34 protein-coding genes are annotated in these 22,476 nt (G+C 53.9%); 11 read left to right on the top strand and 23 right to left on the bottom strand.

Annotated features, from left to right (window positions below):
* Window positions 1–12: 12 nt before the first annotated feature.
* The 13 genes from N6H05_RS19515 to N6H05_RS19455 form a co-directional block, all read right to left on the bottom strand.
* Window positions 13–798 (bottom strand): hypothetical protein, encoded by a 786-nt coding sequence (locus N6H05_RS19515; RefSeq protein ID WP_284111259.1) that lies wholly within the window; start codon window positions 796–798, stop codon window positions 13–15.
* Between the two features lie 38 nt (window positions 799–836).
* Complete coding sequence (locus tag N6H05_RS19510) at window positions 837–1,001, bottom strand: hypothetical protein (protein ID WP_284111258.1); 165 nt, start codon at window positions 999–1,001, stop codon at window positions 837–839.
* A 68-nt stretch (window positions 1,002–1,069) separates the two neighbouring features.
* Window positions 1,070–1,492: a hypothetical protein gene (locus tag N6H05_RS19505; protein ID WP_284111257.1), complete on the bottom strand. Its 423-nt coding sequence runs from the start codon at window positions 1,490–1,492 to the stop codon at window positions 1,070–1,072.
* 73 nt (window positions 1,493–1,565) lie between these two features.
* Window positions 1,566–2,045 (bottom strand): phage tail tube protein, encoded by a 480-nt coding sequence (locus N6H05_RS19500; RefSeq protein WP_284111256.1) that lies wholly within the window; start codon window positions 2,043–2,045, stop codon window positions 1,566–1,568.
* Window positions 2,046–2,105: 60 nt separating this feature from the next.
* Window positions 2,106–2,468, bottom strand: coding sequence for a hypothetical protein (locus N6H05_RS19495; protein ID WP_284111254.1), 363 nt, complete (start codon window positions 2,466–2,468; stop codon window positions 2,106–2,108).
* Complete coding sequence (locus N6H05_RS19490) at window positions 2,465–2,809, bottom strand: HK97-gp10 family putative phage morphogenesis protein (RefSeq protein ID WP_284111253.1); 345 nt, start codon at window positions 2,807–2,809, stop codon at window positions 2,465–2,467. Before N6H05_RS19490 ends, N6H05_RS19495 begins: the two co-directional genes overlap by 4 nt.
* Window positions 2,806–3,126, bottom strand: coding sequence for a hypothetical protein (locus N6H05_RS19485; RefSeq protein WP_284111252.1), 321 nt, complete (start codon window positions 3,124–3,126; stop codon window positions 2,806–2,808). The genes N6H05_RS19490 and N6H05_RS19485 overlap by 4 nt, the downstream gene beginning before the upstream one ends.
* A gap of 2 nt (window positions 3,127–3,128) precedes the next feature.
* Window positions 3,129–3,704 (bottom strand): DnaT-like ssDNA-binding protein, encoded by a 576-nt coding sequence (locus tag N6H05_RS19480; protein ID WP_284111251.1) that lies wholly within the window; start codon window positions 3,702–3,704, stop codon window positions 3,129–3,131.
* Window positions 3,705–3,815: 111 nt separating this feature from the next.
* On the bottom strand, window positions 3,816–5,027 hold the full coding sequence (locus tag N6H05_RS19475) for a phage major capsid protein (RefSeq protein ID WP_284111250.1): 1,212 nt from the start codon (window positions 5,025–5,027) through the stop codon (window positions 3,816–3,818).
* A 130-nt stretch (window positions 5,028–5,157) separates the two neighbouring features.
* Entirely contained in the window at window positions 5,158–5,868 is a 711-nt protein-coding gene (locus N6H05_RS19470; protein ID WP_284111249.1) for an HK97 family phage prohead protease, read from the bottom strand.
* Window positions 5,858–7,234, bottom strand: a complete 1,377-nt coding sequence (locus tag N6H05_RS19465; RefSeq protein ID WP_284111248.1) for a phage portal protein — start codon at window positions 7,232–7,234, stop codon at window positions 5,858–5,860. Before N6H05_RS19465 ends, N6H05_RS19470 begins: the two co-directional genes overlap by 11 nt.
* A gap of 55 nt (window positions 7,235–7,289) precedes the next feature.
* Window positions 7,290–8,666 carry a terminase large subunit domain-containing protein gene (locus N6H05_RS19460; protein WP_284111247.1) on the bottom strand — a complete coding sequence of 459 codons (1,377 nt, stop codon included), beginning with the start codon at window positions 8,664–8,666 and terminating at the stop codon, window positions 7,290–7,292.
* Complete coding sequence (locus N6H05_RS19455) at window positions 8,663–9,205, bottom strand: hypothetical protein (RefSeq protein ID WP_284111246.1); 543 nt, start codon at window positions 9,203–9,205, stop codon at window positions 8,663–8,665. The genes N6H05_RS19460 and N6H05_RS19455 overlap by 4 nt, the downstream gene beginning before the upstream one ends.
* Before the next feature lie 91 nt (window positions 9,206–9,296).
* On the opposite strand from N6H05_RS19455, the gene N6H05_RS19450 reads away from it, so the two are divergent.
* Both N6H05_RS19450 and N6H05_RS19445 read left to right on the top strand, forming a co-directional pair.
* A complete protein-coding gene (locus N6H05_RS19450; protein WP_284111245.1) occupies window positions 9,297–10,046 on the top strand; it encodes a hypothetical protein in 750 nt (249 codons plus the stop codon).
* Window positions 10,047–10,049: 3 nt separating this feature from the next.
* Entirely contained in the window at window positions 10,050–10,577 is a 528-nt protein-coding gene (locus N6H05_RS19445) for a hypothetical protein (RefSeq protein WP_284111244.1), read from the top strand.
* A 532-nt stretch (window positions 10,578–11,109) separates the two neighbouring features.
* On the opposite strand, the gene N6H05_RS19440 is transcribed toward N6H05_RS19445, so the two are convergent.
* Complete coding sequence (locus N6H05_RS19440; protein WP_284111243.1) at window positions 11,110–11,409, bottom strand: hypothetical protein; 300 nt, start codon at window positions 11,407–11,409, stop codon at window positions 11,110–11,112.
* A 284-nt stretch (window positions 11,410–11,693) separates the two neighbouring features.
* Between N6H05_RS19440 and N6H05_RS19435 the strand changes: the two genes are divergently transcribed.
* The 4 genes from N6H05_RS19435 to N6H05_RS19420 all read left to right on the top strand — a co-directional run bounded on the left by N6H05_RS19435 (window position 11,694) and on the right by N6H05_RS19420 (window position 13,677).
* The gene (locus N6H05_RS19435) at window positions 11,694–11,978 is read left to right on the top strand and encodes a hypothetical protein (RefSeq protein ID WP_284111241.1); all 285 of its coding nucleotides are present in this window, start codon (window positions 11,694–11,696) and stop codon (window positions 11,976–11,978) included.
* Between the two features lie 5 nt (window positions 11,979–11,983).
* On the top strand, window positions 11,984–12,364 hold the full coding sequence (locus N6H05_RS19430; RefSeq protein WP_284111240.1) for a hypothetical protein: 381 nt from the start codon (window positions 11,984–11,986) through the stop codon (window positions 12,362–12,364).
* Entirely contained in the window at window positions 12,361–13,059 is a 699-nt protein-coding gene (locus tag N6H05_RS19425; protein ID WP_284111239.1) for a hypothetical protein, read from the top strand. Before N6H05_RS19430 ends, N6H05_RS19425 begins: the two co-directional genes overlap by 4 nt.
* Window positions 13,060–13,212: 153 nt before the next feature.
* On the top strand, window positions 13,213–13,677 hold the full coding sequence (locus N6H05_RS19420) for a hypothetical protein (protein WP_284111238.1): 465 nt from the start codon (window positions 13,213–13,215) through the stop codon (window positions 13,675–13,677).
* 5 nt (window positions 13,678–13,682) lie between these two features.
* Here N6H05_RS19420 and N6H05_RS19415 read toward each other — a convergent pair whose 3' ends face one another.
* Window positions 13,683–13,877, bottom strand: coding sequence for a hypothetical protein (locus tag N6H05_RS19415; RefSeq protein WP_284111237.1), 195 nt, complete (start codon window positions 13,875–13,877; stop codon window positions 13,683–13,685).
* Between the two features lie 96 nt (window positions 13,878–13,973).
* Here N6H05_RS19415 and tnpA point away from each other — a divergent pair, with 96 nt between their 5' ends.
* The 3 genes from tnpA to tnpC are packed head-to-tail and all read left to right on the top strand — an operon-like array spanning window position 13,974 to window position 16,332.
* On the top strand, window positions 13,974–14,423 hold the full coding sequence (gene tnpA, locus N6H05_RS19410) for an IS66-like element accessory protein TnpA (RefSeq protein ID WP_284110925.1): 450 nt from the start codon (window positions 13,974–13,976) through the stop codon (window positions 14,421–14,423).
* 26 nt (window positions 14,424–14,449) lie between these two features.
* Complete coding sequence (tnpB, locus tag N6H05_RS19405; protein WP_206434212.1) at window positions 14,450–14,776, top strand: IS66 family insertion sequence element accessory protein TnpB; 327 nt, start codon at window positions 14,450–14,452, stop codon at window positions 14,774–14,776.
* A 32-nt stretch (window positions 14,777–14,808) separates the two neighbouring features.
* Window positions 14,809–16,332 carry an IS66 family transposase gene (tnpC, locus tag N6H05_RS19400; protein WP_004209593.1) on the top strand — a complete coding sequence of 508 codons (1,524 nt, stop codon included), beginning with the start codon at window positions 14,809–14,811 and terminating at the stop codon, window positions 16,330–16,332.
* On the opposite strand, the gene N6H05_RS19395 is transcribed toward tnpC, so the two are convergent.
* From N6H05_RS19395 to N6H05_RS19380, 4 genes are all read right to left on the bottom strand, one after another.
* Window positions 16,307–16,594, bottom strand: a complete 288-nt coding sequence (locus N6H05_RS19395) for a hypothetical protein (RefSeq protein WP_284111236.1) — start codon at window positions 16,592–16,594, stop codon at window positions 16,307–16,309. The two genes, tnpC and N6H05_RS19395, sit on opposite strands and share 26 nt — an antisense overlap.
* Window positions 16,595–16,787: 193 nt before the next feature.
* Window positions 16,788–17,207: a helix-turn-helix domain-containing protein gene (locus tag N6H05_RS19390; protein ID WP_284111235.1), complete on the bottom strand. Its 420-nt coding sequence runs from the start codon at window positions 17,205–17,207 to the stop codon at window positions 16,788–16,790.
* Window positions 17,204–17,377, bottom strand: a complete 174-nt coding sequence (locus tag N6H05_RS19385) for a hypothetical protein (protein WP_284111234.1) — start codon at window positions 17,375–17,377, stop codon at window positions 17,204–17,206. Before N6H05_RS19385 ends, N6H05_RS19390 begins: the two co-directional genes overlap by 4 nt.
* Window positions 17,374–17,625 (bottom strand): hypothetical protein, encoded by a 252-nt coding sequence (locus N6H05_RS19380; protein ID WP_284111233.1) that lies wholly within the window; start codon window positions 17,623–17,625, stop codon window positions 17,374–17,376. The genes N6H05_RS19385 and N6H05_RS19380 overlap by 4 nt, the downstream gene beginning before the upstream one ends.
* Window positions 17,626–17,753: 128 nt before the next feature.
* Between N6H05_RS19380 and N6H05_RS19375 the strand changes: the two genes are divergently transcribed.
* Window positions 17,754–18,293, top strand: coding sequence for a tyrosine-type recombinase/integrase (locus N6H05_RS19375; RefSeq protein WP_284111232.1), 540 nt, complete (start codon window positions 17,754–17,756; stop codon window positions 18,291–18,293).
* On the opposite strand, the gene N6H05_RS19370 is transcribed toward N6H05_RS19375, so the two are convergent.
* Window positions 18,290–18,874: an NUMOD3 domain-containing DNA-binding protein gene (locus N6H05_RS19370; RefSeq protein WP_284111231.1), complete on the bottom strand. Its 585-nt coding sequence runs from the start codon at window positions 18,872–18,874 to the stop codon at window positions 18,290–18,292. The two genes, N6H05_RS19375 and N6H05_RS19370, sit on opposite strands and share 4 nt — an antisense overlap.
* 159 nt (window positions 18,875–19,033) lie before the next feature.
* Between N6H05_RS19370 and N6H05_RS19365 the strand changes: the two genes are divergently transcribed.
* Entirely contained in the window at window positions 19,034–19,432 is a 399-nt protein-coding gene (locus N6H05_RS19365) for a hypothetical protein (protein WP_284111230.1), read from the top strand.
* 409 nt (window positions 19,433–19,841) lie between these two features.
* Here the strand turns inward: N6H05_RS19365 and N6H05_RS19360 are convergent, their stop codons facing one another.
* The 3 genes from N6H05_RS19360 to N6H05_RS19350 all read right to left on the bottom strand — a co-directional run bounded on the left by N6H05_RS19360 (window position 19,842) and on the right by N6H05_RS19350 (window position 22,452).
* A complete protein-coding gene (locus N6H05_RS19360) occupies window positions 19,842–21,488 on the bottom strand; it encodes an IS1634 family transposase (RefSeq protein ID WP_099234654.1) in 1,647 nt (548 codons plus the stop codon).
* Window positions 21,489–21,642: 154 nt separating this feature from the next.
* Window positions 21,643–21,936: a hypothetical protein gene (locus tag N6H05_RS19355; protein ID WP_284111229.1), complete on the bottom strand. Its 294-nt coding sequence runs from the start codon at window positions 21,934–21,936 to the stop codon at window positions 21,643–21,645.
* Window positions 21,937–22,029: 93 nt separating this feature from the next.
* Entirely contained in the window at window positions 22,030–22,452 is a 423-nt protein-coding gene (locus tag N6H05_RS19350) for a hypothetical protein (RefSeq protein WP_284111228.1), read from the bottom strand.
* Between the last annotated feature and the right edge of the window lie 24 nt (window positions 22,453–22,476).

Genomic DNA, 22,476 nt, shown 5'->3' with positions numbered 1-22,476 from the left:
CAGATCAGAGGCTTATGCCACTCCCGCCAACCCTTCAGGCCCCCGTCGGTGAATAAGACGGGTTAGGCCCAGCGCCTTCAGCTTGACGAAGCCCTCAATGGCTTGGTCCAAGGAAAACGGAGTGTCCTGCGCAAAGCGGGCAAGCGCCTGAAACGCCACGCCAGCGCGATCAGCATCACCAACAACAGTGGTTAGGCTGGCCTTGTAGGATTCGACCTTTGCGCCAGCGCTGAGTGCAGCAGCACCAACACCAACAATGGCCGCGCCAACAGCAAGAGTAGCGCCCGCAACGGCACCTGAGCCAAGGGACATGATAGACCCGCCAAGCGGGTTCATGCTGGCAGCAGCATCCACGGCATTGGTGCGGAGAGTGCCTAATGCGCCACTAGCGCGGTTAACTGGTGCTGGGTTTATATCGCCGAGCGGATTGCCAATGCGCTGGCTTCTAATCTGCTCAAGTTCACGACGAAGGCGGGCTAATTCCGCCTGTGCTTCGCGGGCATCCTCTGGAAGTGAGCCTAGCGGGTCAGACTGCGGCCTAATGCCAGTGATGGATTGGAGCGCCTGACGGGTGCCGTTGAGCGCCGTGGTCGCCTGCTGAGATTCAGTAGGCAGATTGCCAAGGAATGCGGCTCTGACCCTAACATTGTTGATCGAGCCGAGCGCATTGCGGATTGTGTTGGAAGCAGTGGAAGCCCGTCTTTCGGCTCCTTCCGCTGCTGATATGAATTGATTTAGCTGTCGGATGGCACCTGAGGCATCACCATCCAAATTAAACTCTAACCTGTCTTCTGCCACCTATAAGCGCGCTCCTTTTTCTCTTATTTATGGAAGCGCTATTTCGATGCGGCTTTCGCGGCATCTGCCTCAGCTTTAGCAAAGGCGGCATCTAGGGCGGCTAAATCATCGCCAAAGTCGGTAATACCCAATCTCTCATTCTCTGCGTCTTCCATGAGTTCTGATTTGCGGAGAACGATCATCAGGTATTCAACGATAGTCATGTCCCAGATTTCACTGGGCTGGATGCCAAGTTCAATCAGCGTCGTGTAGGCAATGTCACTGCCTGACGTTAAGCTGCTTCGTCGTCCGCCTTTTTTTTAGATTTCTTCTCAGCCTCAGCGAGTAGCTTTTCATACTCAACGCCCATTATGGTGCAGATGGCATTTTGGAGTTCTTTCAGCGCTTCTTCATTGAGATCATCAGCGCCTTTGAGCCAACCCATGATATTGTCGCGGTCCATCTGGTCCTTGAGAGACTTGGATGGCTGTTCCGCATCATAAAAGTCGATCATGAAATTGAATAGAATTTCCACTGGTGCAGTCATCTGATTTGCGTTGATTGCTGCATAGTAGAGAGGATTGTCGGTGCCTGTCGCGGCTTCAAACTTCTTGAGATTGATGAAGTTCGCTTGCAGTTTCATCGTGTAGGTTTTGCCACTCTCTTTATCTCTCAATGAGAATGTGGCTGCGCCAATACGGTCTTTAAAATTCATACGTGAGCATCCTTATTGTTATTGGAGGGCGACAAGGAGGAATCCAGTGCCGCCCTCTGCTCACGTATTTAGCTTATGCGCCCGGTTCGTATGCTCTTGCTGGCAAATTGCGTTCGTAAGTGCCTGAGCTTTCGAGGGTGAAGGTAAATTCAACCAAGCCTGTCGCGGATGCTTTTTCCTCAGTTTCTGAGACGAGGAATGCGCCTTCGATGTAGATTTTATCGAGCGGGTCGTTGCCTGCTGAGATATTCTCCTTCGCACGTCCGCTAACGTCACGGACTTGGAAGCGCACAGTTTCACCATCGGCAGCGAGCAAGGCATTGTGGCCAGGATCGTTCTCAACGACTGTTTCAGCAGTCCCTTTGATTGTGACCTGACGTGGGCCTGCATCCTTTACAACGTCATATGATTTTGTGTTGTAGCTTTCCACGTCTGACTTAATGCCGATTGTGATTTCGTTTTCAGTTCCGACCATCACATAATCAGCGTCATCCTCTGGCGATGCTACATTTGCAATGAATAACTTTAAGTTCTTACCTTTGAATAAGGCCATTCTGGAATCCTCCATATTATGCTTTCGATTATTTATGGAGAAGCCAGAAAGCCGTTTATATTAGGCGGTAATGTAGAATCTCACTGGGTAGAGTGAGCGGTTGATTGCATTCTCAGGTTCAGGTCTGCTTAGAAATCCGCTTGTTTGAACAACACCTGTTCGATCAAGGATGCATAAGAAGCGCTGACTTAGTTTCAGGAATGAGAGCGACATATCATCGCCCCATAGGTTCAGGTTTCCAGTCCAAGAGCCTAGCTTGTCATCAATGCAAAGAAGGCCGTCCAAAGTGACGCACGGCACCATAGGTTTGCCCACCTGATCCGCAGGCGGAATGCCCAGATGAAACGGCATGTTCATTGAACGAAACTCAGGGTCGGCCTTGATCGCGTCCGCTATGGTTGTGGTAAAATCGTCTAAGGTCATTTGGTCATCTCCCTGAGCTTTGCGCGGACACGAGCGAGCAGCTTGGAGCGCATTTTCTGAATGGCTGGCTTGATCGTTGGACGGGCAGGCATCTTGCTGGTGCCTTCCTCCACCCATTTTGAGTGTGGAGCATCTGCGTAGATGCTGATCTGGTTTTGGTTCACCGCGCCGCCGATAGAGTCACGAAACTCGCCTGAGGCCACAGGAGCAATGGAACGGGCAGCAGGAACAACGTCTTGCTCTACCCAATCCTCAGCAGCGCCCATGAAGGCATCCTGCTCCATTGCTGTCCTGATATCCTTGGCGCGGCGGATCATCACGTCGATGCGCTTGATCGTCATTTCACGGACGCCTCCTGCATCAATGCGCCGCGTGATCCAGCCTCATAGACGTTGGCTGTGATGACCTTCCAACTGGCAGAGCCGATGGTGATCGTCGCGCCCACGATGGAGCGGTCTAAAGCAGGCAGGTAGATGCGCTTCTCATATGCAGTGGCACCAGCCTGAGTGACGACTTTGACGGTCGCCTCGTAGGCATATGTCTCGACAGTGCCTTTCTTTGGCGCACGTTGATCCAATGCGGTGCTGGCTTGCCAAGTGACTGTTGCAGGTTTGCCGTTGCGTTTGATAGCGTTGAGGATCGTCTTTTGCAGGGCCATGATTATGCCCCCACAATTGGCTGTCCAACGAACGCGCCGAATTGAGCAGTGCGCTTATGGATATCAGCAGCTTCGCGGATCGCGTTGACGTAGGCGATTTTCAATCCGCCCGGCAGTTGCAGCCCTTGGGCATCGCCTTGGGTATCTGAGACAAGGTTGGAGCCGTTTTTGCGCAGCGCGGCGATAAGTGCCTGCGCCTCCCTAATCTCCAATGGCACAACATCGTCTGGGATGGTTGGCGCGGCGCTGGAGCCTGACAGGAACATGATCTTGTAGAGCAAGAAATCCTCGTCAGAGGCTGGAATGCTCCACTGAGGTTCGCCCATCTGCCTATAGCCAGGTCGAATGACGCCCTTGCGCGGCCATGCTAGGTTTTGGTCTGGTGTTGCTGGACGGCCTGCCCACGCGAATAGCTGGTCCAAATCGCGGGCAGCTTCGATGAGATATGGCTCATCCGTATTGGGGTCTAGCTGAGTGCCGACCTCCATAAAGCTGGCATGGACGGAGAGCAGAATGGCATTTGCCTCTGCGATGGTGAGATATGAATTTTGGTTGGTTCCTGTGGTTTCGATAGGCATCCCCGCGCGTTCCTGTGACTGTTTCCAGTATTTAGCGGACGCGCCTGCTGCTCACGGAAAAGGGCTTTGAAGTTGCCTCCAAAGCCCCTGTTTCCTTGCTATCCTGAGGGATTAAGCTGCCTTTTTGTAGAGGCCACGCAATGCGCCGAAATCAACCACTGAGGATGAAGTTCTGCGACGTGCGAGATATTTCACGAACACCTTGTCAGTGAGGTTATCGACGGTCCAGCGAAGCGGGCTTGCGTCAGCAATGACATAGCCACGGCTGAAATCGCCATACACTGCGAATGGCACGTCTTCGCCATCTGCGAAGGTTGGGATGAAGTCTGAAATGACATAGCTGTCGCCAAAGATAGCGCCAGTGGTGCCGCTCTTCACGTCGCCCATTGACCAGATATAACGGCCATCCAAGTCCTTGAGGGTCATCAAAGCCAATTCGGTTTGCTTGCCGAACATCCAAGTGCCGTTGTAGCGGTTTGCCAAGGTTGAACGTGCGGTTGCAAAATCGGTGAAGTCTATTTCTGTAGCTGATGCAGTTTCAACGCCTGCCAATGAACCCAAAACTGAGGTGCGTTCATTCACGCCAGTCACCAATTTGGTTTGTGAGAGCAAGCCATTACGGATAGTTCCGCCGGTTGCGAGTGGGTTTTGAGTCATGCCAACAAGGAACAACTCTGACTCTTTTTCCGCGATAGCTGAAACAACGTCTGAAGTGATAACGTCAACCAAGTTGATGATTGCATCGCCTTCATGCGCCCAATGGGTCGCCTTTTCTTCAGCATTCACTTCAAAGTTGGTGAAGGTGATGGTGTCGAATTGTGGAGCAACAGTCTGATGGATCGCGCCAAATTCAGCTCTGGTTGCAGCAGTGCCGCCGTTGAATTTGATTGGTTGAACGTAGTTCATACCTGATTGGATGACGCGGGAAACGCCACGCAATGGGCTTGATTGGCGCAACAGGGTGTCGATCAAACCGCCAAATATCTTTGGAAGCACGTTACCGCCTTCTGTGGCAACGGTAAGGGAAACTTGGTCGCCAACTGCTTTGATAAGCATGTCACGGCCTTCGCCACGTTGAAGCACTTCGTCACCATGTTTGAACCACATGCCGATTGCTTCTTTAACCAAATCTGCTGATTCTTCGATGGAATCGACGTTTGGTGCATTTTTAGCAGCAAGCAAATCTGAAACAGATGCTTCGATCTTGCTGATTTTCTCTTGTGTAACAGCATCACTTGATTTGATGTTGCTTTCTGTCTCAGTGCGTAGCGCTTCAACGCTATCAGTGAGAGCCTTGATTTGTTCAGGTGTTAAATCGCTCATTCTTGAGTCTCTCCTTATTATTTTTTAGTTGACCCAAGGAATGCGCTTGGCTGTTCACATAAGAGTCCTTCTCCCTGCTCAGCTAATGAGTGGGCTACGAGTTATTTATTAGGCTGGTTCAGAGTTGCCGTTATTTGCGCAGGATCGCGAACAGGCGGTCCAATTCGCTCTGCACGGCTTCCGCTGCCGCCTTGGCAGCTTCGCTTTCTGGCTCGTTGAGCGACAATTCTGGCTCTGCCTCAGGCTCAACGACGGCAATGTCATCGTCATTCGCTGCGTCATCCATCTGCTTGGCGACGAGGAATTCGATATAGTCTGAGACGGATTTCTGCTGCTCTAGGGGCAGGTCCGCAAAGCGGCCTTCCAAGCTGCTCTTGATGCCTGTCAGGCGCGCTTCCACGTTGCATGGGAACGTGACGACACTGACCTCAAAGAGGTGGATTTCCTTCAATCGCTGGATTTGACCCTCTTTGGTCTGCTCCACGACGATCTTGTCCTTGGGGACGCGGTAGCCAATGGAGAAGGAATCCAGCGCACCCATTTTCATAAGTTCGCGGGTCTCTTGAGCGCGTTGCGTGTTGGCAAACTCAGCCTTGATATAAAGGCCGTGGTCATCCTCGCGTATCTCTTGGATTACGCCGATTGGTTCTTGTTTGTTATGCTGCCATAGGAAGCGGACGCGACTAGCGCCTTGCTGGATGCTCTTTGTAAAAGCGCCTTTCTCAACAACGTCACCAACCTGATCGACGTTGCCAAACTTGCTTGCGTAACCTTCTACAATTCCTTTCTCTGCATCAAAGGAGTCAATTCTAAACTCCTTAAACCTGATATCATTTGTCATTCGTGTTTGCGTCTCCTCTGTCTCCTGAATCTGCGTTGAAACCTACTGGCCCTTTGGGCTTTTCCTCTGGCTGACCATTCTGCGCAGCAATTGGCTTCATAAGCTCGTTGCCATCATCAACGGGCGGCTTGCCCAAGATGGCGCGCACTTCATTGGCCGTGAAACAGCCCATGGAAGCCATGTCCTTGGCCATTTGAAGCTGATCGTCCTGTATGTGGTCGATCTGCGTTTCATCGACCTTCAGCGTGGCGGTGGCGTCGATGTATTTGCGGATGCCCCACTCAAGCTGGCCGACGAGCCAATGGGCTTCTGGGCCAATGAATGTGCGGTAGAATATCTTGTCGCCTGCGCGCATGTTTGCGTAGGTCGTCTGCGTGGTGCTGTTCAGCAGAACCCCAGGAACCTTGAATGCATCTTGGATGGACGCGGCCTGCGCAGCACGGACGTTGATAACGTCAAGTTCGCCAAAGGTGAGCTGGGTGCTGACGAACTCCATGCCGTTGGCCAGCACATTGATGTTTTTCTGGTCATTAAGCTGGGAAAGGAAATGCTGAGCGTCAGCCATATCCTTCTGCGTCCTGATGGTAGGCGCAGTGATGAGGCCGCCCTTTGCGCCGCCGTTGCCAAACTTGGTGGCAATCAATTCCTCGATGATGAGCCAAATATCGACAGAACGAAGCGCACTGTCGCCTGCTCCTGCGCCTTCTGTGGCTGACAGCGGGTTATGGTGCGCAATGCGCTGGAGATAGCCGTCAACGCCTTTGTAGCTGGTGCCGTTCAGTTCGAGGCAGCGGATAGTGTTTCCAAGGGAGTCATATTGGAAGATAAGCTGCGGCGGCGTATCTTTGCCGCTCAATCTGGCGGGGCGATACTCGTATTGCTGCTTCTTCACATTGTTGGAAACGAGATCCTGCCTCAATGCCCATATATACGGCTCAAACGGGTTCCTGAGGTCATAGAACAGGTAGAGGTCGCCGCCGATCGACAGGCTGGTTTCCCATACGCGCAGGGCGTTTGAGAGGGTCTTGTCGGTTGGATTGGGGGATTGCAGCAGCTTTTTGGTGCTGGCCTTGCCCGTCACAAGCAGGTCGATGTTTGCGATACCTTGAGCGCGCTTTTCGATGCAGGCGCGGCTAACAGAGCATTGGAAATAGAACTTGTTGGCGCGATCCGCGAAGTTGCTGGCTTTGGTCCAGTTTGGTTTCGTGCTGGCTGGTGAAAACAGCGCTGATATGTCGTATGCTAGATCATTCTGTAGCTCGAAAGCGGCATAATCATAGCTTTTCTGCTCAGATGATACCGCTTCGATATTTCGTTTTATGAAGTCATCAGCACCGCCTTTTATAAAGTCGAATAAACCCATCATTTAGTCCCGGAATATATTTTCCAGTATTTAGCTAAGTGATTGGTTGGTGCTTCGCTTAGACTCGGAACCTGACATTGGGGATTGAGAAGCCAAGGCCAATGAATGCGCGTGGCTTGGCTATCTCACGCAAGCCAGTGGAGAGAGCGTCAACACGGTCAGGTGATGCATTGCGATCAAGGAGGACGTCATAGAAGTCCACCATCTGCTGCATAAGTTCAGGAAAGCGACCAAAGTGCTGGACACGGCCTTGCTCGTATAATGCCTGCGCCTGCTCTGCGCGGTCCTTCTTGCTGGCTTTGGCCGTTTGCTGGATGCCCTCAACCCACATTTGGGGTTCGCCATCCATCAGATATTCGTCGATGCCTTGGTTTGCGTTGGTTTCGACAAGAACGCGGTCGCCAGCATGGCAATAGGTGCGCCAAACATGGATGACCTCTTCACGCCATACAGATGCTTTCCCTTTGCATGAGAAGTCGCCCAGCACCCAAAGATCGTCGCCTTTGCGGCCAAGCAGGATAATGCCGTTTTCATCGCGGCCACCGCCAGAAGGGTCGATGGAAATCATGCGCTCGTCCATTGTCTCAGCGAAGGCGCGCAATGACACCTGAGGATCGCGGGTGACAAACTCCAGTTCCTCTTTGGTCCAAAGGAACTCGTCTGCTCCGACCCATTCGCCCTGTGCCTCTTCCGCGAATTTCTTGTCTGAGAGGTTTGCACGTTGACCACGGAAGAATGTCGCTGGGAGGTTCTTGTTCTCGCTGCTGCCACCTGTGGTGACGATGGTATCTGGTAGCTCTTCCACCTTCTTGAGCCATTCAGCGCCACGCAGCGGGGTGGAAGTGAGGATGATCTTGGGGTTTGCGCCTTCACGGACGCAGTTTTGTATGTTCCCCCAACTGACTTCGCCCTTTGGCCATTTGATAAGCTCGTCGGCATATGCCCACGGCACGGACAGACCACGGATATCTTCTGGGTTGTCACCAGTGCGGACCACGGCGGTTGAGCCGTTAGGCCATTGCACTTCCAGCTTTCGTTCACTGTAGACCGGCTGGAAATCAGGTGCGGCCAGCGCTTTCAAGCCAGATGGCCCATTGAAGATGGTGGCGTAAAAGTCCTTGTGGGTGGCGGCGACTATGAGACCCTGTTGACCGGGAAAAACATAGCGAGCCAGCTTATTGATCGCGGCTGATGCCGCATGGTTTTTGCCAAAGCCGCGTCCAGTGCGGAGGAACCAAATATACCAGTCGCCATCTGGCATTTCCTGCTTTGGTCGCAGGGTAAAAGCTGGGTCTTGTAGTTCGTATAGGACGGCTTGATGTAGGTCTGATGAGAGCCGCAAGGCGGCTGCTATGATCGCTTGACCATCAAGGCCGTTGAATATCTGCGCTTTGATCCACTTCTTAACTTTCTTACGTTGTTCTAATAAATTCACTCGATAGGTTTCTCCTTGTTCATCTGCTCAATCTGTAGGTCTATGACGTTCAGCGCTTTGGTAAGCGTCTTAGCCTGAGCCAATTCCATCTTCTCAAGGTGCTGAATGCGCTTCTCTTCAGCTTCATATTTTTTGAGGATAGCTTCTTCGACCTTGATCGCATTGGCTGCACGGTCCTTGCTCTTCATGTCCCCGTAGAGCAGTTCCATGAGGGCGATATCCAAGCTGGTTTCGACATGCCTCTCAGCAAATTCCTCACGGCTGATGCCGCTGACATAGGCCGCTTTGATCTTCTTGCGGACTGACACGACAATATCCTCAGCCTCGTTCTTCCACGCTGACGGCGTATGTAGGCGCACATGGGGAACGGCTGGCGCAACAGGGTCTTCCAGAATTGCGCTGATAAGCTCTCTGCCGCTTTCCTCGTCCTCAATGTATGTGTGGAGGGGATCGCGCTCATATGGCGCTGAGAGGGGCGATTTTGGGCTGTTTCGTAGGGCGCGGCGCTCAATGGCGCGGGGGTCGTCTTTGTCACTCATCCCGTATTTAGCGGGACCAGCCATCTTACTGGAATGACGAGGCACTTGCCGTTAGACACCGTGCGACAGGTTATTTCAGACGGGTGGGACTGTGTTTAATCAGGGGTTATCGACTAACGACCGCAAACGCCTTCTTTCGATTGCGAAGGTCATCGTAAAGGAATTCACTCACGGAGACTGGCAGACCTTAGGCGCGCACACGGCTTCCCTTGATACGGTGACAGGCCATCCACGGCTATTGCGATCTCTGAGTTTTGGCGACGAGGATTACGAGGGCTGCGCCCATACGGTCCTCAACACCATCGTTGAGCGTGACATTGATAACCTAGCGATCATTGAGGAATTTGTTGGCGATCGCTACGAAATTGAAGGTATCAACGTGTCCACAGCGCCCAGCAAGTCGCGGCCAGTGATCTTCCACCCCAGCGTTTTTGAATTGCCTGACAGTGGCCTCGAACGTGACCTCGTTGCGGTGATGTGTCCATTTACCAGCGCAATGGAGCCTGTCTTTGAAGCCATCAACGACGCCTGCATAAAAACAGGTTTCCGCGCACAGCGCGCGAAAGACATCTGGGACCACTCAGTTCTCATACAGGACATTTTCAGCCTAATTTTCCGTTCTCATATTGTGGTGTGCGACTTCACGGGCAAAAATCCCAATGTGTTCTATGAAGCTGGCATAGCCCATACGCTTGGAAAGCACGTCATACCTATCACGCAGAGCGCGGATGATGTGCCTTTCGATCTCAGGCATCACCGTTTCCTGCCATACCTCAACAACAATGAGGGCCGCAGCGATTTAGGAAGCGAACTTGCGAAGCGATTTGCCAAACTGAGGTGAGCCATGTGGACTGAGATTGCAGTAGCCGCGATCAGCGTCGGCGGCGCGCTTGGCGGTATCTGGTATGGTTCCTTCCTCAATCGCAGGAGTGCGTTGGATACCGCACGGCAACTAGCCGATCTTGACCATCATAAGTTCGCCCAGCAGCGACTTTGGGAAGAGCGGAAGAGCGCATATGAAAGGATTTTCGCGCAGATAAGCATCATGCACGGTGCTGCATCGCTAATGACTTACTACCTGTTTGGGAACGATACAGACCCGCCAGAACGATACATGGCAAGCGATCTGCATAAGCAGCATGAAAAGGACTTTCACGACGCATTCCAGAACGTGCATGTGCTGATGAAGACACACGCCCTGATACTCTCAGACGATTTCACCAACCTTCATGAAGAGTGGAAGCGTGAGCTTTGGAAAGGCGACATTGATGAGATCGAAGAGTATCAATCTTATATGAACTTTGACCAAGTGATGACTAAGTATCTCGCACTGTTCAAGGAAATCGGACGGCGCGAAATCTCGTCAAGCTGACCCCAAAAGGCTGAACCTTGGCGTGTGTCAGACAGGTAGTGCCTTGGCGTCGAGCCAACCAATGAACCTATGTCTTCCCAATCCAACAGCCATACCAATGACCATATAAGTCAACCAAAAACAGAATAAGCCTGACTTTACCATAGCAATCAGGCTTATCATTCATCCATCATAGCTAACCATACAGTGGATAATTAGAAGTCAATACCAGATATTTTAGACATATGGCTCGACTTTGACGCTGATGGATATAGTCAGAAGATATGGAGTTCTGACTATCTGCGATTAAGCCGATGGTGGATGGAACCAAGCCACTGAATCGTGTCAATCGAACAATCAGACATAAAAAATATAAATCTGCCTATTTCTGGTCGATTTGACACATCACCTTGTTAGACAGAAGAATGAAGGTCTGACCTGAATGATCGGCTCGATGATGGCCATGATCCAGACATAGTGAACCTAACAGATGGTCTGCTAGAGTCGATACAAAAATGCCGTGCTGAATTTAACTCCAACACGGCCCTGATGATTAAACCACAGTCCAATCATCATATGGTATCTTGGACTTCAATGGTGGCGCTGGGGCATTCGGCGGGGTTGGCTGCACAGTATAAGTCACATCATCGCCAAAGACGATTTCCATACCATTAGGCAGGATGGCCTTTACCAATCCACCTGATACCCGCCCATCGGAAAATTCGAGCGCAAGTCTGTCGCCTACGTTGAAGCGGTAAGGCGGCTGCTCTTGGCCATCCCACATACTGGGCAGAATGTAGAGGCGCGCGCCTTTGCCTAGCGCAGCATGGAAACATAGGACGGTCCAGTTCAAGGCATTCCCCTTTCGCAGTTGACTTTGACACAGGTAGGAAGAGTGCGTTATTTTTCAATAAACTTGTGATTTAATGGCCTTTTCTGGTTGACAGGGTGGAGGAAAAAAAGGCCCAAACCTGCCCATTCTCCTATCTGACCACCATGGTTCAGCTTAGTATTTCCTCAATCGCTTCTGGCTTAACTCCGTGCGGTCAGGTTTCCGCCAGTGTGACTTCTGCGTTGGTTGATCCCAAGGTGATTTAGGGGCTTTGAATGAAAGCGTGGTGGCATCGCAGGAGCGGATTGGCCAAGGTGTTCATCATACTGATTACACCTGGCACTCTGCTTATCATCGTGGCGATTGTGATGGGCGCTCTGCGCGCTGTAGGGGTTTTGCCTCCTGCCCCTGAGGTCCACATCACCCCATATTCCAAGCGGCCAAAGTTCGACGTTCACAAATGCTGGTGGCGAGAGACTGAAGCACGATATGGCTCGCAGGTCGCCATGGAAGACCTAAGCGATGACGCGCAGTTTCTGATTATCAGGGAATGCAATGTCCAGAAGGATGAGTTTTACGGCTTGAGGTGATCTAAATGGGGCAACTTCCTACCTTCCTGACGGACATTGATGGCTGGGCCGTTGGTGGAGCCATTTTCAAATGGGCTGTATGGCCAGCTATCATTGCTGGGTTCGTTTCGTGGAAAACCACCAACAGGACTATCGAGGCTCAGCGCGAGAGATTGCGTCGTGAGTTCCAGTTGGAGTTTGCCATTGAAGCAGCCATTCAGGCGCTCTTATCGAGTGAAGATTATGCCATGCGATCCTTTGATAAGATCAAGCATCATCTGCCCGGCTTTGAGGATGACAAATTGCGCCAGTATCTCATTCGCTCAGGGGCGGTGAAGTTCTCAGGCGAAGGCGGGAACGAGCTATGGGGTTTGCTGGAAAAGCATAAGGGGCAGGCTTTTAAATGACGTGCATCGACTTTTCGTGGGTGAACTGGAATGCAATCGGCACTTGGTTCTTCAACTGGCAGACGCTTATCACCGGCTTCATGGCCCTTGGCGCTGCGTTCGTCGCCCTACAGCCTGTCAGGAAGCAGCTTGCCCTTATGCGGGCGCAGAACAACGTCATGGTCCGCGAAACCATAGGGCATATGGTTGTGACGTTAGATGCCCAATGCGACCGAATGAGGGAAATTGCTACCAAGCCGATATCTGACATTAGCAACGACCTTGAGTATCACGAACAGGTTGGCCCACCGTCAGGTATAGAACAATGGTATTCTGCTACACATAGCAAAGCCAATGGCCTCTACCGTGAGCTAAGAGCGCTATTTGCCCAATCGCAGGATGTTGAAGCCGTCGAGAGCAGCAAGGACGCTCTGTTAGGGGCGGCCGAGAAACTAGCCGATGCCATGTCGGATATTTGCCAGCCTATCTATGCGACTATCCACGTCACGGAATACGAATGGACAGACGAGCAAGAGGCTGCTGCCTACGCCAAGGCTAAAGTGGCTGAGACAGAGATAGAGGCAACCGTGGCGGCAGTGTCTGTTGCCTTTCATGACCTCAAAGCTGCATATGCCGATCAGCGCGCCGTGCTGGTGCGTCAATTGCGCGTGATTGATGATGGACTGCTCAACGGTGTAGCCCTGAAAGAAAACTGAATTTCAGCGATTTTGCTGTTTCAGGGCTTACGAAACCCCCGTTTTCTGCGGCTTTTCAGGGCACGAAATCGGGGTTTTTCGTTGTCAGCTATAGGACATGGGCCTTGGCAGTAGTTTTCTGCTAAGCCGTTATTTCAACGTATTGGGGGCAATATGAGCGGTGAGGTTAAGAAGTCGGCCACGTCAGCGACAGGTGGTAGGAAACGCACTCCCAAAACGACGGTGAGCAAACCTAAGGCGGAAGTCCTGCATCCAATTGATGGAATGTTGGATGAGGTTGAAGGCACCCCGCAAGGCATGGCGGCCAAGGCATTTGCCAAGATTATGAACAAGATCAGTGGCAATGCGTCTGAGAGCCAGAAGGCGGCAATCGACTCAATCAACGCTACGGTTGAGGAAATGGGCAAGCTGCACGAAGGAATGTCTCCTGCGGAAAAGCTCAAATTGGCTGAGCAGATGGCAGAGGCAGGCAAAGGGGCTGAAAGGGTCAACGAAAGCAATAACTCCACATGGCGAAAGCTGGGCGAATATGCCGTCGTGGGCTGTGTTGTTATAGCGGGCGGCGCCCTCATGATCGTCACCAAAGGGCGGGCGTTGAAATTCATTCCTAAAGGATGATCGTCTCAAAGGATCAATCTGGCGGCAAATAGGTCTGCTTCCGTATCGAAACGAATGCGGCGGACTAAGCCTATGCCTGTGACACCATCTTGGTGCGGTAAAATCTCAACTGTGGCGAACATTATGCCGTGATGATCGCAGAGATTTTGAAACGCCCTGAATGCAACAGGGCCATGAATGTCGATATATGCGTCGGTCATAGGAGCAACCGTAAGCGCTGTTCTGCCCCCACCTTGCGCGTTTGAAGCGTAGCGCCGAGTTTCCGCGCCCTGATTGGGCTGGAGTGCGCTGCTACTATGATAATCTCGGGTGATGATCCTGTGAGCAAGGGCGCGCAGCGGTTCGAGGTGTTTACGGGCGCGGGCAAGCGGCGAGAGTGGCCGCCCGAAGTGAAGGCCTCGATTGTTGCAGAGTGCTATTCGGGCCGGGACGGGGTCAGTGCCGTGGCTCGCCGGCATGGGCTCGATCCCTCTCAGGTTTACGCGTGGCGGCGGGATTTGCGCAAGCAGCTCGAGGCCAAGGGGGGGATCCTGCCTTCGGAAGAGCCGGAAGCGGTCGCGTTCGTGCCTGCCGTAATCGAGCCCAGCGCGGTGTCCGGTCCTGCTCCCACGCGTCCCCGCCGTCGACGTTGCGCAGCAGCTGCAGCTGTCGAGCTGGAGATCGACGGTGTGGCAGTGAAGATCGGCCGCAGTGCCGACGTCGGTGTGATTGCCGCGGTGATCGAAGCGCTCAAGGCGACGCGATGATAGGACCTGGGGCTGGCGCGCGCGTGATGGTCGCGACGCGCCCGGTGGATTTTCGCAAGGGACCTGACGCCCTGGCCGCGCTGGTCGGAGCCGAGTACGGCGGCGATCCCTATTCGGGCGTGATCTACGTGTTCCGGGCGAAGCGTTCGGACCGGATCAAGCTGGTCTGGTGGGACGGCACGGGCCTGTGTCTGATGGCCAAGAAGCTCGAGACCGGTGGCTTCAAGTGGCCGGGCATCCAGGACGGCGTGATGCGCCTGACCTCGGCGCAACTCGGTGCCCTTCTGGAGGGTCTGGACTGGCGCAGAGTGCACGGTGGACGCCGTCCCATTGTCCCGCAGATTGCCGGTTGACGGGGCCTTCGCCTACTGATTCACTGCCTGCCATGCTCATGGAAGCGGACCTCCCCGACGACGTTGAAGCGCTGCGTGCGCTCGTCCTCGAACAGGCCCGCGAGCTCGACACGCTCAAGGTTTTCCAGGCTGATGTGGAACGCCTGAAGGCGATCATCGAGGCTCTGCAGCGCCACCGTTTTGGACGCCGGTCAGAGCAGTTCGATCCTGATCAGTTCGAGCTTGCGCTGGAAGAAGTCGAGACGGCGTTGGCTGAAGCCGAGCATGCCAGGGACAAGGCAAGCCGGACTCCCGCCGAGCGCCCCCGCAAGAGCAACCGCGGTTCGCTCCCTGCCCATCTCGAACGGATCGAGCAGGTCGTCGATGTCGAGGACAAGGCCTGTCCGTGCTGCGGCGGCGCGCTCCACCAGATCGGCGAGGATGTAGCCGAACGCCTCGACGTCGTGCCCACGACCTTCCGTGTCCTCGTCACCCGCCGCCCGCGCTACGGTTGCCGCTCGTGCGAGAGCGCCATTGTGCAGGCCCCGGCACCGGCGCGGATCGTCGAGGGCGGCATTCCCACCGAAGCGCTGATCGCCCAGGTGCTGGTCGCCAAGTACGCCGATCATCTACCGCTGTACCGCCAGGCGCAGATCTACGCCCGGCAAGGCATCCAGCTTGATCGATCCACCCTGGCAGACTGGGTCGGACGGGCAGCTTGGTATCTGCGCCCCTTGCGCGATCACATCCTTGAGCGATTGCGACGATCAGAACGACTATTTGCGGACGAGACTACGGCGCCGGTGCTCGATCCGGGGCGTGGGCGAACCAAGACCGGCCAGCTATGGGCCTATGCCCGCGATGACCGACCTTGGGGCGGCGATGATCCGCCGATGGTCGCCTATGTCTATGCAGCCGATCGCAAGGGCGAACGGGCAGAAGCGCATCTCGGTGATTTTGCAGGTATCCTGCAGGTCGATGGCTATGGCGGCTATGCCGCGCTCGCCAGGCGCCGCCAGCAGATCAGCCTCGCTTTTTGCTGGGCACACGTCCGGCGCAAGTTCTACGAGCTGGCCGACAACTCGCCGGTGGCAACGGAAGTGCTGCGTCGCGTCGCCTTGCTCTATGCCATCGAAGATGAGGCGCGAGGATTATCGGCGGAGCAACGCCGGGCTGTTCGCCATGACCGCAGCCGCATCATCGTCGATGATCTTCGCCAGTATCTCGAGGCCCGCATCCGCCAGGTCAGCGCCAAGAGCAAGCTCGGCGAAGCGATCCGCTACGCGCTCACCCGCTGGGATGGGCTGTCACGCTTCCTCGAGGATGGCCGCATCGACCTCGACAGCAACACCGTCGAACGCTCTATCCGGCCCCTCGCGCTGAACCGCAAGAATGCCCTGTTCGCCGGTTCCGACGAAGGCGGCGACAACTGGGCGGTGATCGCCACGCTCATCGAAAACTGCAAGCTCTCCGGCATCAACCCGCACATCTGGCTGACCGATACGCTGAACAGCCTGGCCAACGGTCATCCTGCGAACGGCGTCGCCGAACTCATGCCTTGGACCACCGTGGGCTGAGAACACCGCTTACGAGCAACCTAGCCGCTGTGAGGTCTATTTCACTCCTGAATGCGATGACGGCCTTTGATTCTGCGCCGCCGTATGAATGGGCGACTGCTTCGAATGACACCATCATGTGGTCGATTTCATGCTCAGCGAGCATTCTGGAATAGTAATTTAATCCTATTACGATGCCATCCAATGTGAACGATGCTTCAAATGGATAGTCGCGAAGGCGTTCTTCAAAATCGCCGCTCTTTTTCAATTTGGGTTGGGTCATAGGAGTAACCTCGCTGCTGTGAGGCCCGCCTCGGTGGCAAACGATAATATGATGCTGAATTGCCCTCCATCATCGCTGATTGAGTATCTGCATCCAAACGCGATCCCTTGGCGTTCAATATCGAGGATACAAGAAAGCCATCTGGTTTCACCGGCACGATCACCGCGCGAAAGAGTGCATAGGGTCAGTTCCCTCACTGCTTCTTCCCCCATATGCTCTGCCTGAGGGTCTGCTGTTTCTCCTCGTTCTGGATCAGCTTCGTGATGCGGGCCTGTATGTTTTTCAGGACTTCGCGTGTCTTGGTGACGCCGTTGATCGCCATTGAGACCCGGCCCATGACCAGCTTGAGATATCTGGTCTGACGCTCGATGGCTCTGGTGTTGCGCTCGATCTTCTCGGCAAGGTTCGCCAAGGATCGTTCGTGGCTGTCGATTGCGCGCCTATGTTCGATCCAAAGGCGCTGTTTGCTCTGACGGACGATCTTGCCCACGTAGGTCTGTGAGAAGCCTACTTCCTTGGCGATAGCCGTCAGGGGCTTTCCCTCTGCGGCAAGCTGCTCAATGCGCTGTTTCTCTTCCGCCGTCGCTTTGCGGTATTCTGGGGTTTCGGTCATTTCGTTCCCCCGCAAATCTCGTCGTTAGATGGAAGGAGGCCTATCGTTTGCGCGAACTCGTAGTTCGCCGCAGTTCGTTGGACATCAAGGTAGACCATTCCTAGAATGCAGGCGATAATGATGGCTAAGGCGATGATGCCGCCGCCAATCATGATGAGGCAATCCATCATTGGTCGCCCTCCTTCAGACTAAAGCCAGTGATTTGATCCTTTGTGTTGAGTTTGAGGGTGAACACCCGCACTGCCGCATCCGTTACCGCATTCAGTCTAGCATCCGCCTCTTGAAGCCTGCGAACCGCTTCCTCTGCCGCGCTCTTGGCCTCTTCCTCGCGGTAAACCACCAACGCTATGCATTCTTCCAAGAGCGCCATGCGCTGCTCTAAATCCGTTACTGCGTTTTCTAATCTATCCATTCCCATGCTTAGTTCCTCTTTTAGCATCCATTTGTATTTATGATTTCAGGACGAAAAAGCGGCGATATGTCTGGATTGGTATCGCTTAAGGAAAATCAGGCCTTATCGAATGTTTTGTAACGCAGGAGGTTTAGATGAAGGCAATTATCCATAGCGAAGAAGAACGTGCGCTTATCCTTGATCGTATCAGTGGCCATAACCCTGAAAAGGCAAAAGCGCTGTTGCAGCTATCGTGGGCGACTGGCTTGCGTTGCGCAGAGATTGCAGGCTTGCTTGTTACGGATATTGTCTACTCAGATAATCCCAAGCTGGTTGTCCGCGCAGCAGTTTCCAAAACCAACGAGGCGCGTGAGATTCCGCTTTCTGCATCTGCGCTTAATGCAATCCACATTCTCGCAGACAAACGCACGTCAGGGCATCTTGTGCTTGGGCGTCAGGGCAAACCCTATACGCCTCATTCGTTGAGTGAGCGCTTTAAGAAACTGTATAGCAGCGCAGGGATCAAAGGCAGCACGTATAGCGGTCGTCGCTCGTTGGCTACGCGCCTCGTTGATGAGGGCGCACCGCTTCCCGTTGTGCAGCGTATCCTTGGGCATAAGAACCTCACTTCAACCATGCATTATATCGGTGTAACAGACAGCATGGTAAGCAAGTGGATGCAGAAAGCAGCTTAATCAGCGCTTTTCTTCCATCGACGCTTGGCACTCTCGCTCATTTTTCGCCGACTTTCTTCGGAAAACACTGTGCCAAGGCGAGCCTTACGAATAGCTTCCTTGTGAGCATCGGTTTTGGGTAGCTTTAGCTTTTCGATTGTTTGAGCCGAGTGCCTTCTTCGTTTGCCTGCTTCGCTGATTTTGCGGCGCGTCTCTTCAGAGTGTTTTCGTCCCTTGTTGGCGGCAGCGAGGGCATTGCAATGGGCCGTGGATCGTGGCGGCTTCTTTGATCCCAATTTCGTGGAAAAGTGGCGTCCTGCTGATTGCAGATTGAGAAATCTGTCTGATGATACAGCCCCTGAGTAGAACATCATCATCTCTTCCACCCATAGAGCGTCTTCTTTATCATGCCTTAAGTATGTGACTACGATATCTGGCTCCCCGTGCTTGTCCCGAAAATCAGGAATTAGCTTACCAGATGTGAAATAGCTTACCCACAGTTCTGCGGGATTGCATCCTTTGGCATGACGTTGCCCGATGTAGTATTTTTTCTGCTCACTCCATCCAATGATATAGGTGTAAGGTTGGGTATAAATATGCATAGCTGACAGGTATCCTCTGTTAGAACCCCTGAGCGCTGGCCCGCTGTGAGGGGTATTTTTGTCAGCTATTTATCACTTTTTGGTTCTGAATATGATTGACGGACATTATTGATTATATAGGCAGACGGCAGCAGCAACGTAGAAGAGAAGGAAAATCCAATGGCTAACGTATCGTGGAAGACCTTGATTAAGCCAGTTTCGCAGAGCAAGGAATTTAAGCCTGGCAATGCTGGTGGCATGTCCGCAAGCGCCCGCACTGCGCAGGGCATGGATAAAGCCCTTGTCGCGTTCAAGGCTGGCAACAAGGACGTAAAGCGCCCCACGATCATCAAGAAGGGCGACGAGGTGAAGTTCAGCGTCCGCTACGCCAATCAGGCGCTCAAGCTGGACGGCAAGGACGGTGAGTTCGTCGTTCCCGCCGACAAGTTTGAGGAAATCTACGGCGCGATCAAGGCCGCTATCGTTGCTGGTGAGTTTGATAGCCAGCTTGCGCCCATGGAAACCAAGAGCAAGGACCGTGGCGCGAAGATGGTCGCCGCGAAAGCTGCTAAAAAGTAAGCTGTCAGAGCCTCAGACACGCAAAAAGCCCGTCGCTGTCGTCAGCGGCGGGTTTTTGCTTTAAATTTCATCCAGCTTGCTGACTTGGCTGCTGTGTGACGTTGACCGTCTCACTTGCAGATTTGATAAGCCAACCAGTCTTCAGGCTTGAAGCCCAGATAATATAGATCAATCTGAGTCCATTTTCGAGTTGGATCGAGCATTTCGTTGATAACGCCGTCAGGGTCAGTGGTGTATCCATAAACCATACGACGTTGTATATGACTAGCCCATTTAAGCTCTCCCGTTAGCAGAAAATCTGACCCAACTTGAACAGTGCTTTTGGAAAAGGCATTTTTGTTCAATGACATGCACGCACCGGCGCGAGTGTTACCACTACATTTTTGGGTTTGGTTGAGCTTGCAGAGGCTTAGGTTCGCGGCGGCAGTTCGCTGATATTGGCCGGCAGCGCGATGCCGGTTGCCTTGAAGACATTCCCCACCTGGCCCGAAACGTGGGTGCGGGTGGTAATGACCTTGCCGTCCTTTTCGATGGTGGCTTCCTGAAGGCGATCGAGATCGTTGAGGAGCGGCTGCCATTCGGGCTGCAGGCCCTTTTCCTGACACAAGCGGGTCAGTTCCTTGGCCAGCGTCAGAGCGAGGAACGAGACAAACACATGGCCGCGGATAGCGGCATCGGACTGATGGAAGATGGGACGGGTATCGAAGCTCGCCTTGGCGACGCGGAACAGGGCCTCGACCTGAAGCAAATCACGGTAGCGGATGACGGCCTGTAGCGGAGTGATCCTGGCATTGGTGCGCAGCACGCTGATGCCGTCGTAGCGCGCCTCGTCGGCAAGCTTGCCCATGTCGATCTCGAAGGTCTTGCCGCTGGCCTTGAGATAGCGGCGATAGGCCGAGTTGCCGACCAGGGCCTTGTCGCCCTTCTTCAACTGGGTCTGGAGGCCATCGATGATCGCTTGCCGGTCGGCCTTGTCCTTCCTTGCCTCAGCTTCGTTGAGCGTGACGACGTAGCGCTGGGCATCTGCGCCTTTGCCAACGCGCACTTCCTTGACCCACAGCTGGGTGTCTCCTGCCTGTCGCTCGAGGACCAGGGGTACCATCGGAGCAGTGTCGGCAAGCACGACATCGCGGATGACGTTGCTGGTGCGCTCTCGCGCACCCAGGATGTATTCCATCCCCAGCTCTTCAAGGGCGGCGATCGTACCGGCACTGATCATGCCGCGGTCGGCCACGACGCACGAGCGGGTTATCCCAAAGCGGGTACGCAGGCGCGTGACGATGGGCATGAGCACCTTCACGTCGGCCGTGTTGCCCGGGACCATCTCGGTGCAGATCGGACGCCCCTCGGCGTCGATCACCACGGCCAGGATCATCTGGGCAAGCTCGGGCCGGTGGTCCTTGGAATGACCACGCCGACCCAGCGTGTCGCCGCCTGCACCGTAGAACGAGAGCGACGTCGTATCCATGAACACCAGGCTGAGATCAGTGAACAGGTCCCGCCGGCGATCGAACAGCTTCTCCTCGATCACGTCCTTCACACAGCGAGGTGCCAATGCGCCTTCTGCCTTCTCCTCGATCTCCTCGCCGAGCCAGGCCATGGCGCGATAGAAGTGATGGAGGGCAAGATCCTCGCTGCCGTCGATGGCGTAGCTCTCCATCCAGTCCAGGCAGGCTCGGTCCGAGCCTGAGACGAACAGGCGGTGCAGTGTAGCGACAAATACGGCGCGCTCCACGGCAAAGCCGAACTGGCGCCCTTCCAGCACCTCTTCCAATACAGCATCGATGCCAAGCCGCTGCCACAGGCGCCCGAACAGCAACGGGCCTCCGATCCTGCGGGCTACGATCCGGCCTGCATCGATATCGGACAGAATGATGCTGCGCTCTGCGTGACGTGCGATCGAGGCGGCCAGTCTGTCGAGTTCGCCACTTGCGGCCAGCGCATCCTTGCGGCCCAGAGCCTTGATCGTGCGCTGGCGGACAGTTTTGCCCTCGCGCACGCTCTCGACCAGGTAAAGATAGCGGTGGCCGCGCGCGACTCGTTCGACGACATACATGGCCAGGTTGTTACTGCCTGTACTCGTAAAGATAAACCAAACGGCCAGTTACAGGCAAAATGTTGTTAGCACATCCGGTTTTGCCCCCAAACCCACGCCTAGCAAAATCAAATACTTACCAGCTCGCGTTCCCTGCGTGTTCCGCCGGCACTGTTCAACTTGGGTCTGACAGCCTATAATTTGTTTTCCATCGCTTAGGTTGTTGCGCGTTGATCCACGCATCAACCTCTTCGTAGGGAACATGCTCTGTTTGCCGCTGCACTGTAGGCGACCAAAACAATCCAACTGGAACCTCATAGTCACACTGACATTCTTCCAGCATTTTCTCACCAAAGGCATGGCGCAGCATATAGTTTGGTTTGTTCATAATGATATCTTGTGCGATATGGTTCGCGTTGAACGAACGCCAGTCGTATTTTACTGATAATGTCTTTTTGTATTCAATCATAATTTGATGAATTCCTATTTTTGACGCACTTCCCCATCACGCAAATCCATGTCTGCGTGTGGGTCGGTGCTGAGTTGTTGGTGATTGCTGCTGTTAGGCCGCGTTGATGTTGGCGAAGATGCCAGTGTCGATTACTTCGACGGTCTTGCCCTCAGGCTTTTCGTGCTTGTAGCCAGTCAGATTGTCGAAATAGGTGACGGGATCAGCGAGCAGTTTGCTGGGGTTCTCACCGCTGCGGCAGTCAGTGACGATGCTCTCAATCTGCTGCATCGTGAGGTTAGTGTAGACCGTGCTGCACCAGCGAGCGGCGATAGCGACCTTGATGCCGTTGAGGCTGTTTGCTTCCTTGCCAAGGCGGGCGAGCAGGCGCTCAAGGTTGCTCAGGTCAGACAGCTTAGGCTTCTTTGCCAGCTTAGCGGTGCTGAACCCAATGCGGCGTTCTGCACGATCCCAACGGGGCTTGTAGTTGGTCGCTTCCTCAGTGGTTGCGGCCTGCTGGTTTTCGATAACTTCCATTTTCGTATCTCCTCTTTGACGCGG

Source organism: Sphingobium sp. WTD-1, from assembly GCF_030128825.1.
GTDB lineage: Bacteria > Pseudomonadota > Alphaproteobacteria > Sphingomonadales > Sphingomonadaceae > Sphingobium.
Note: the sequence above shows the minus strand (reverse complement) of the source record. Positions and strands in the feature narration are given on the sequence as shown.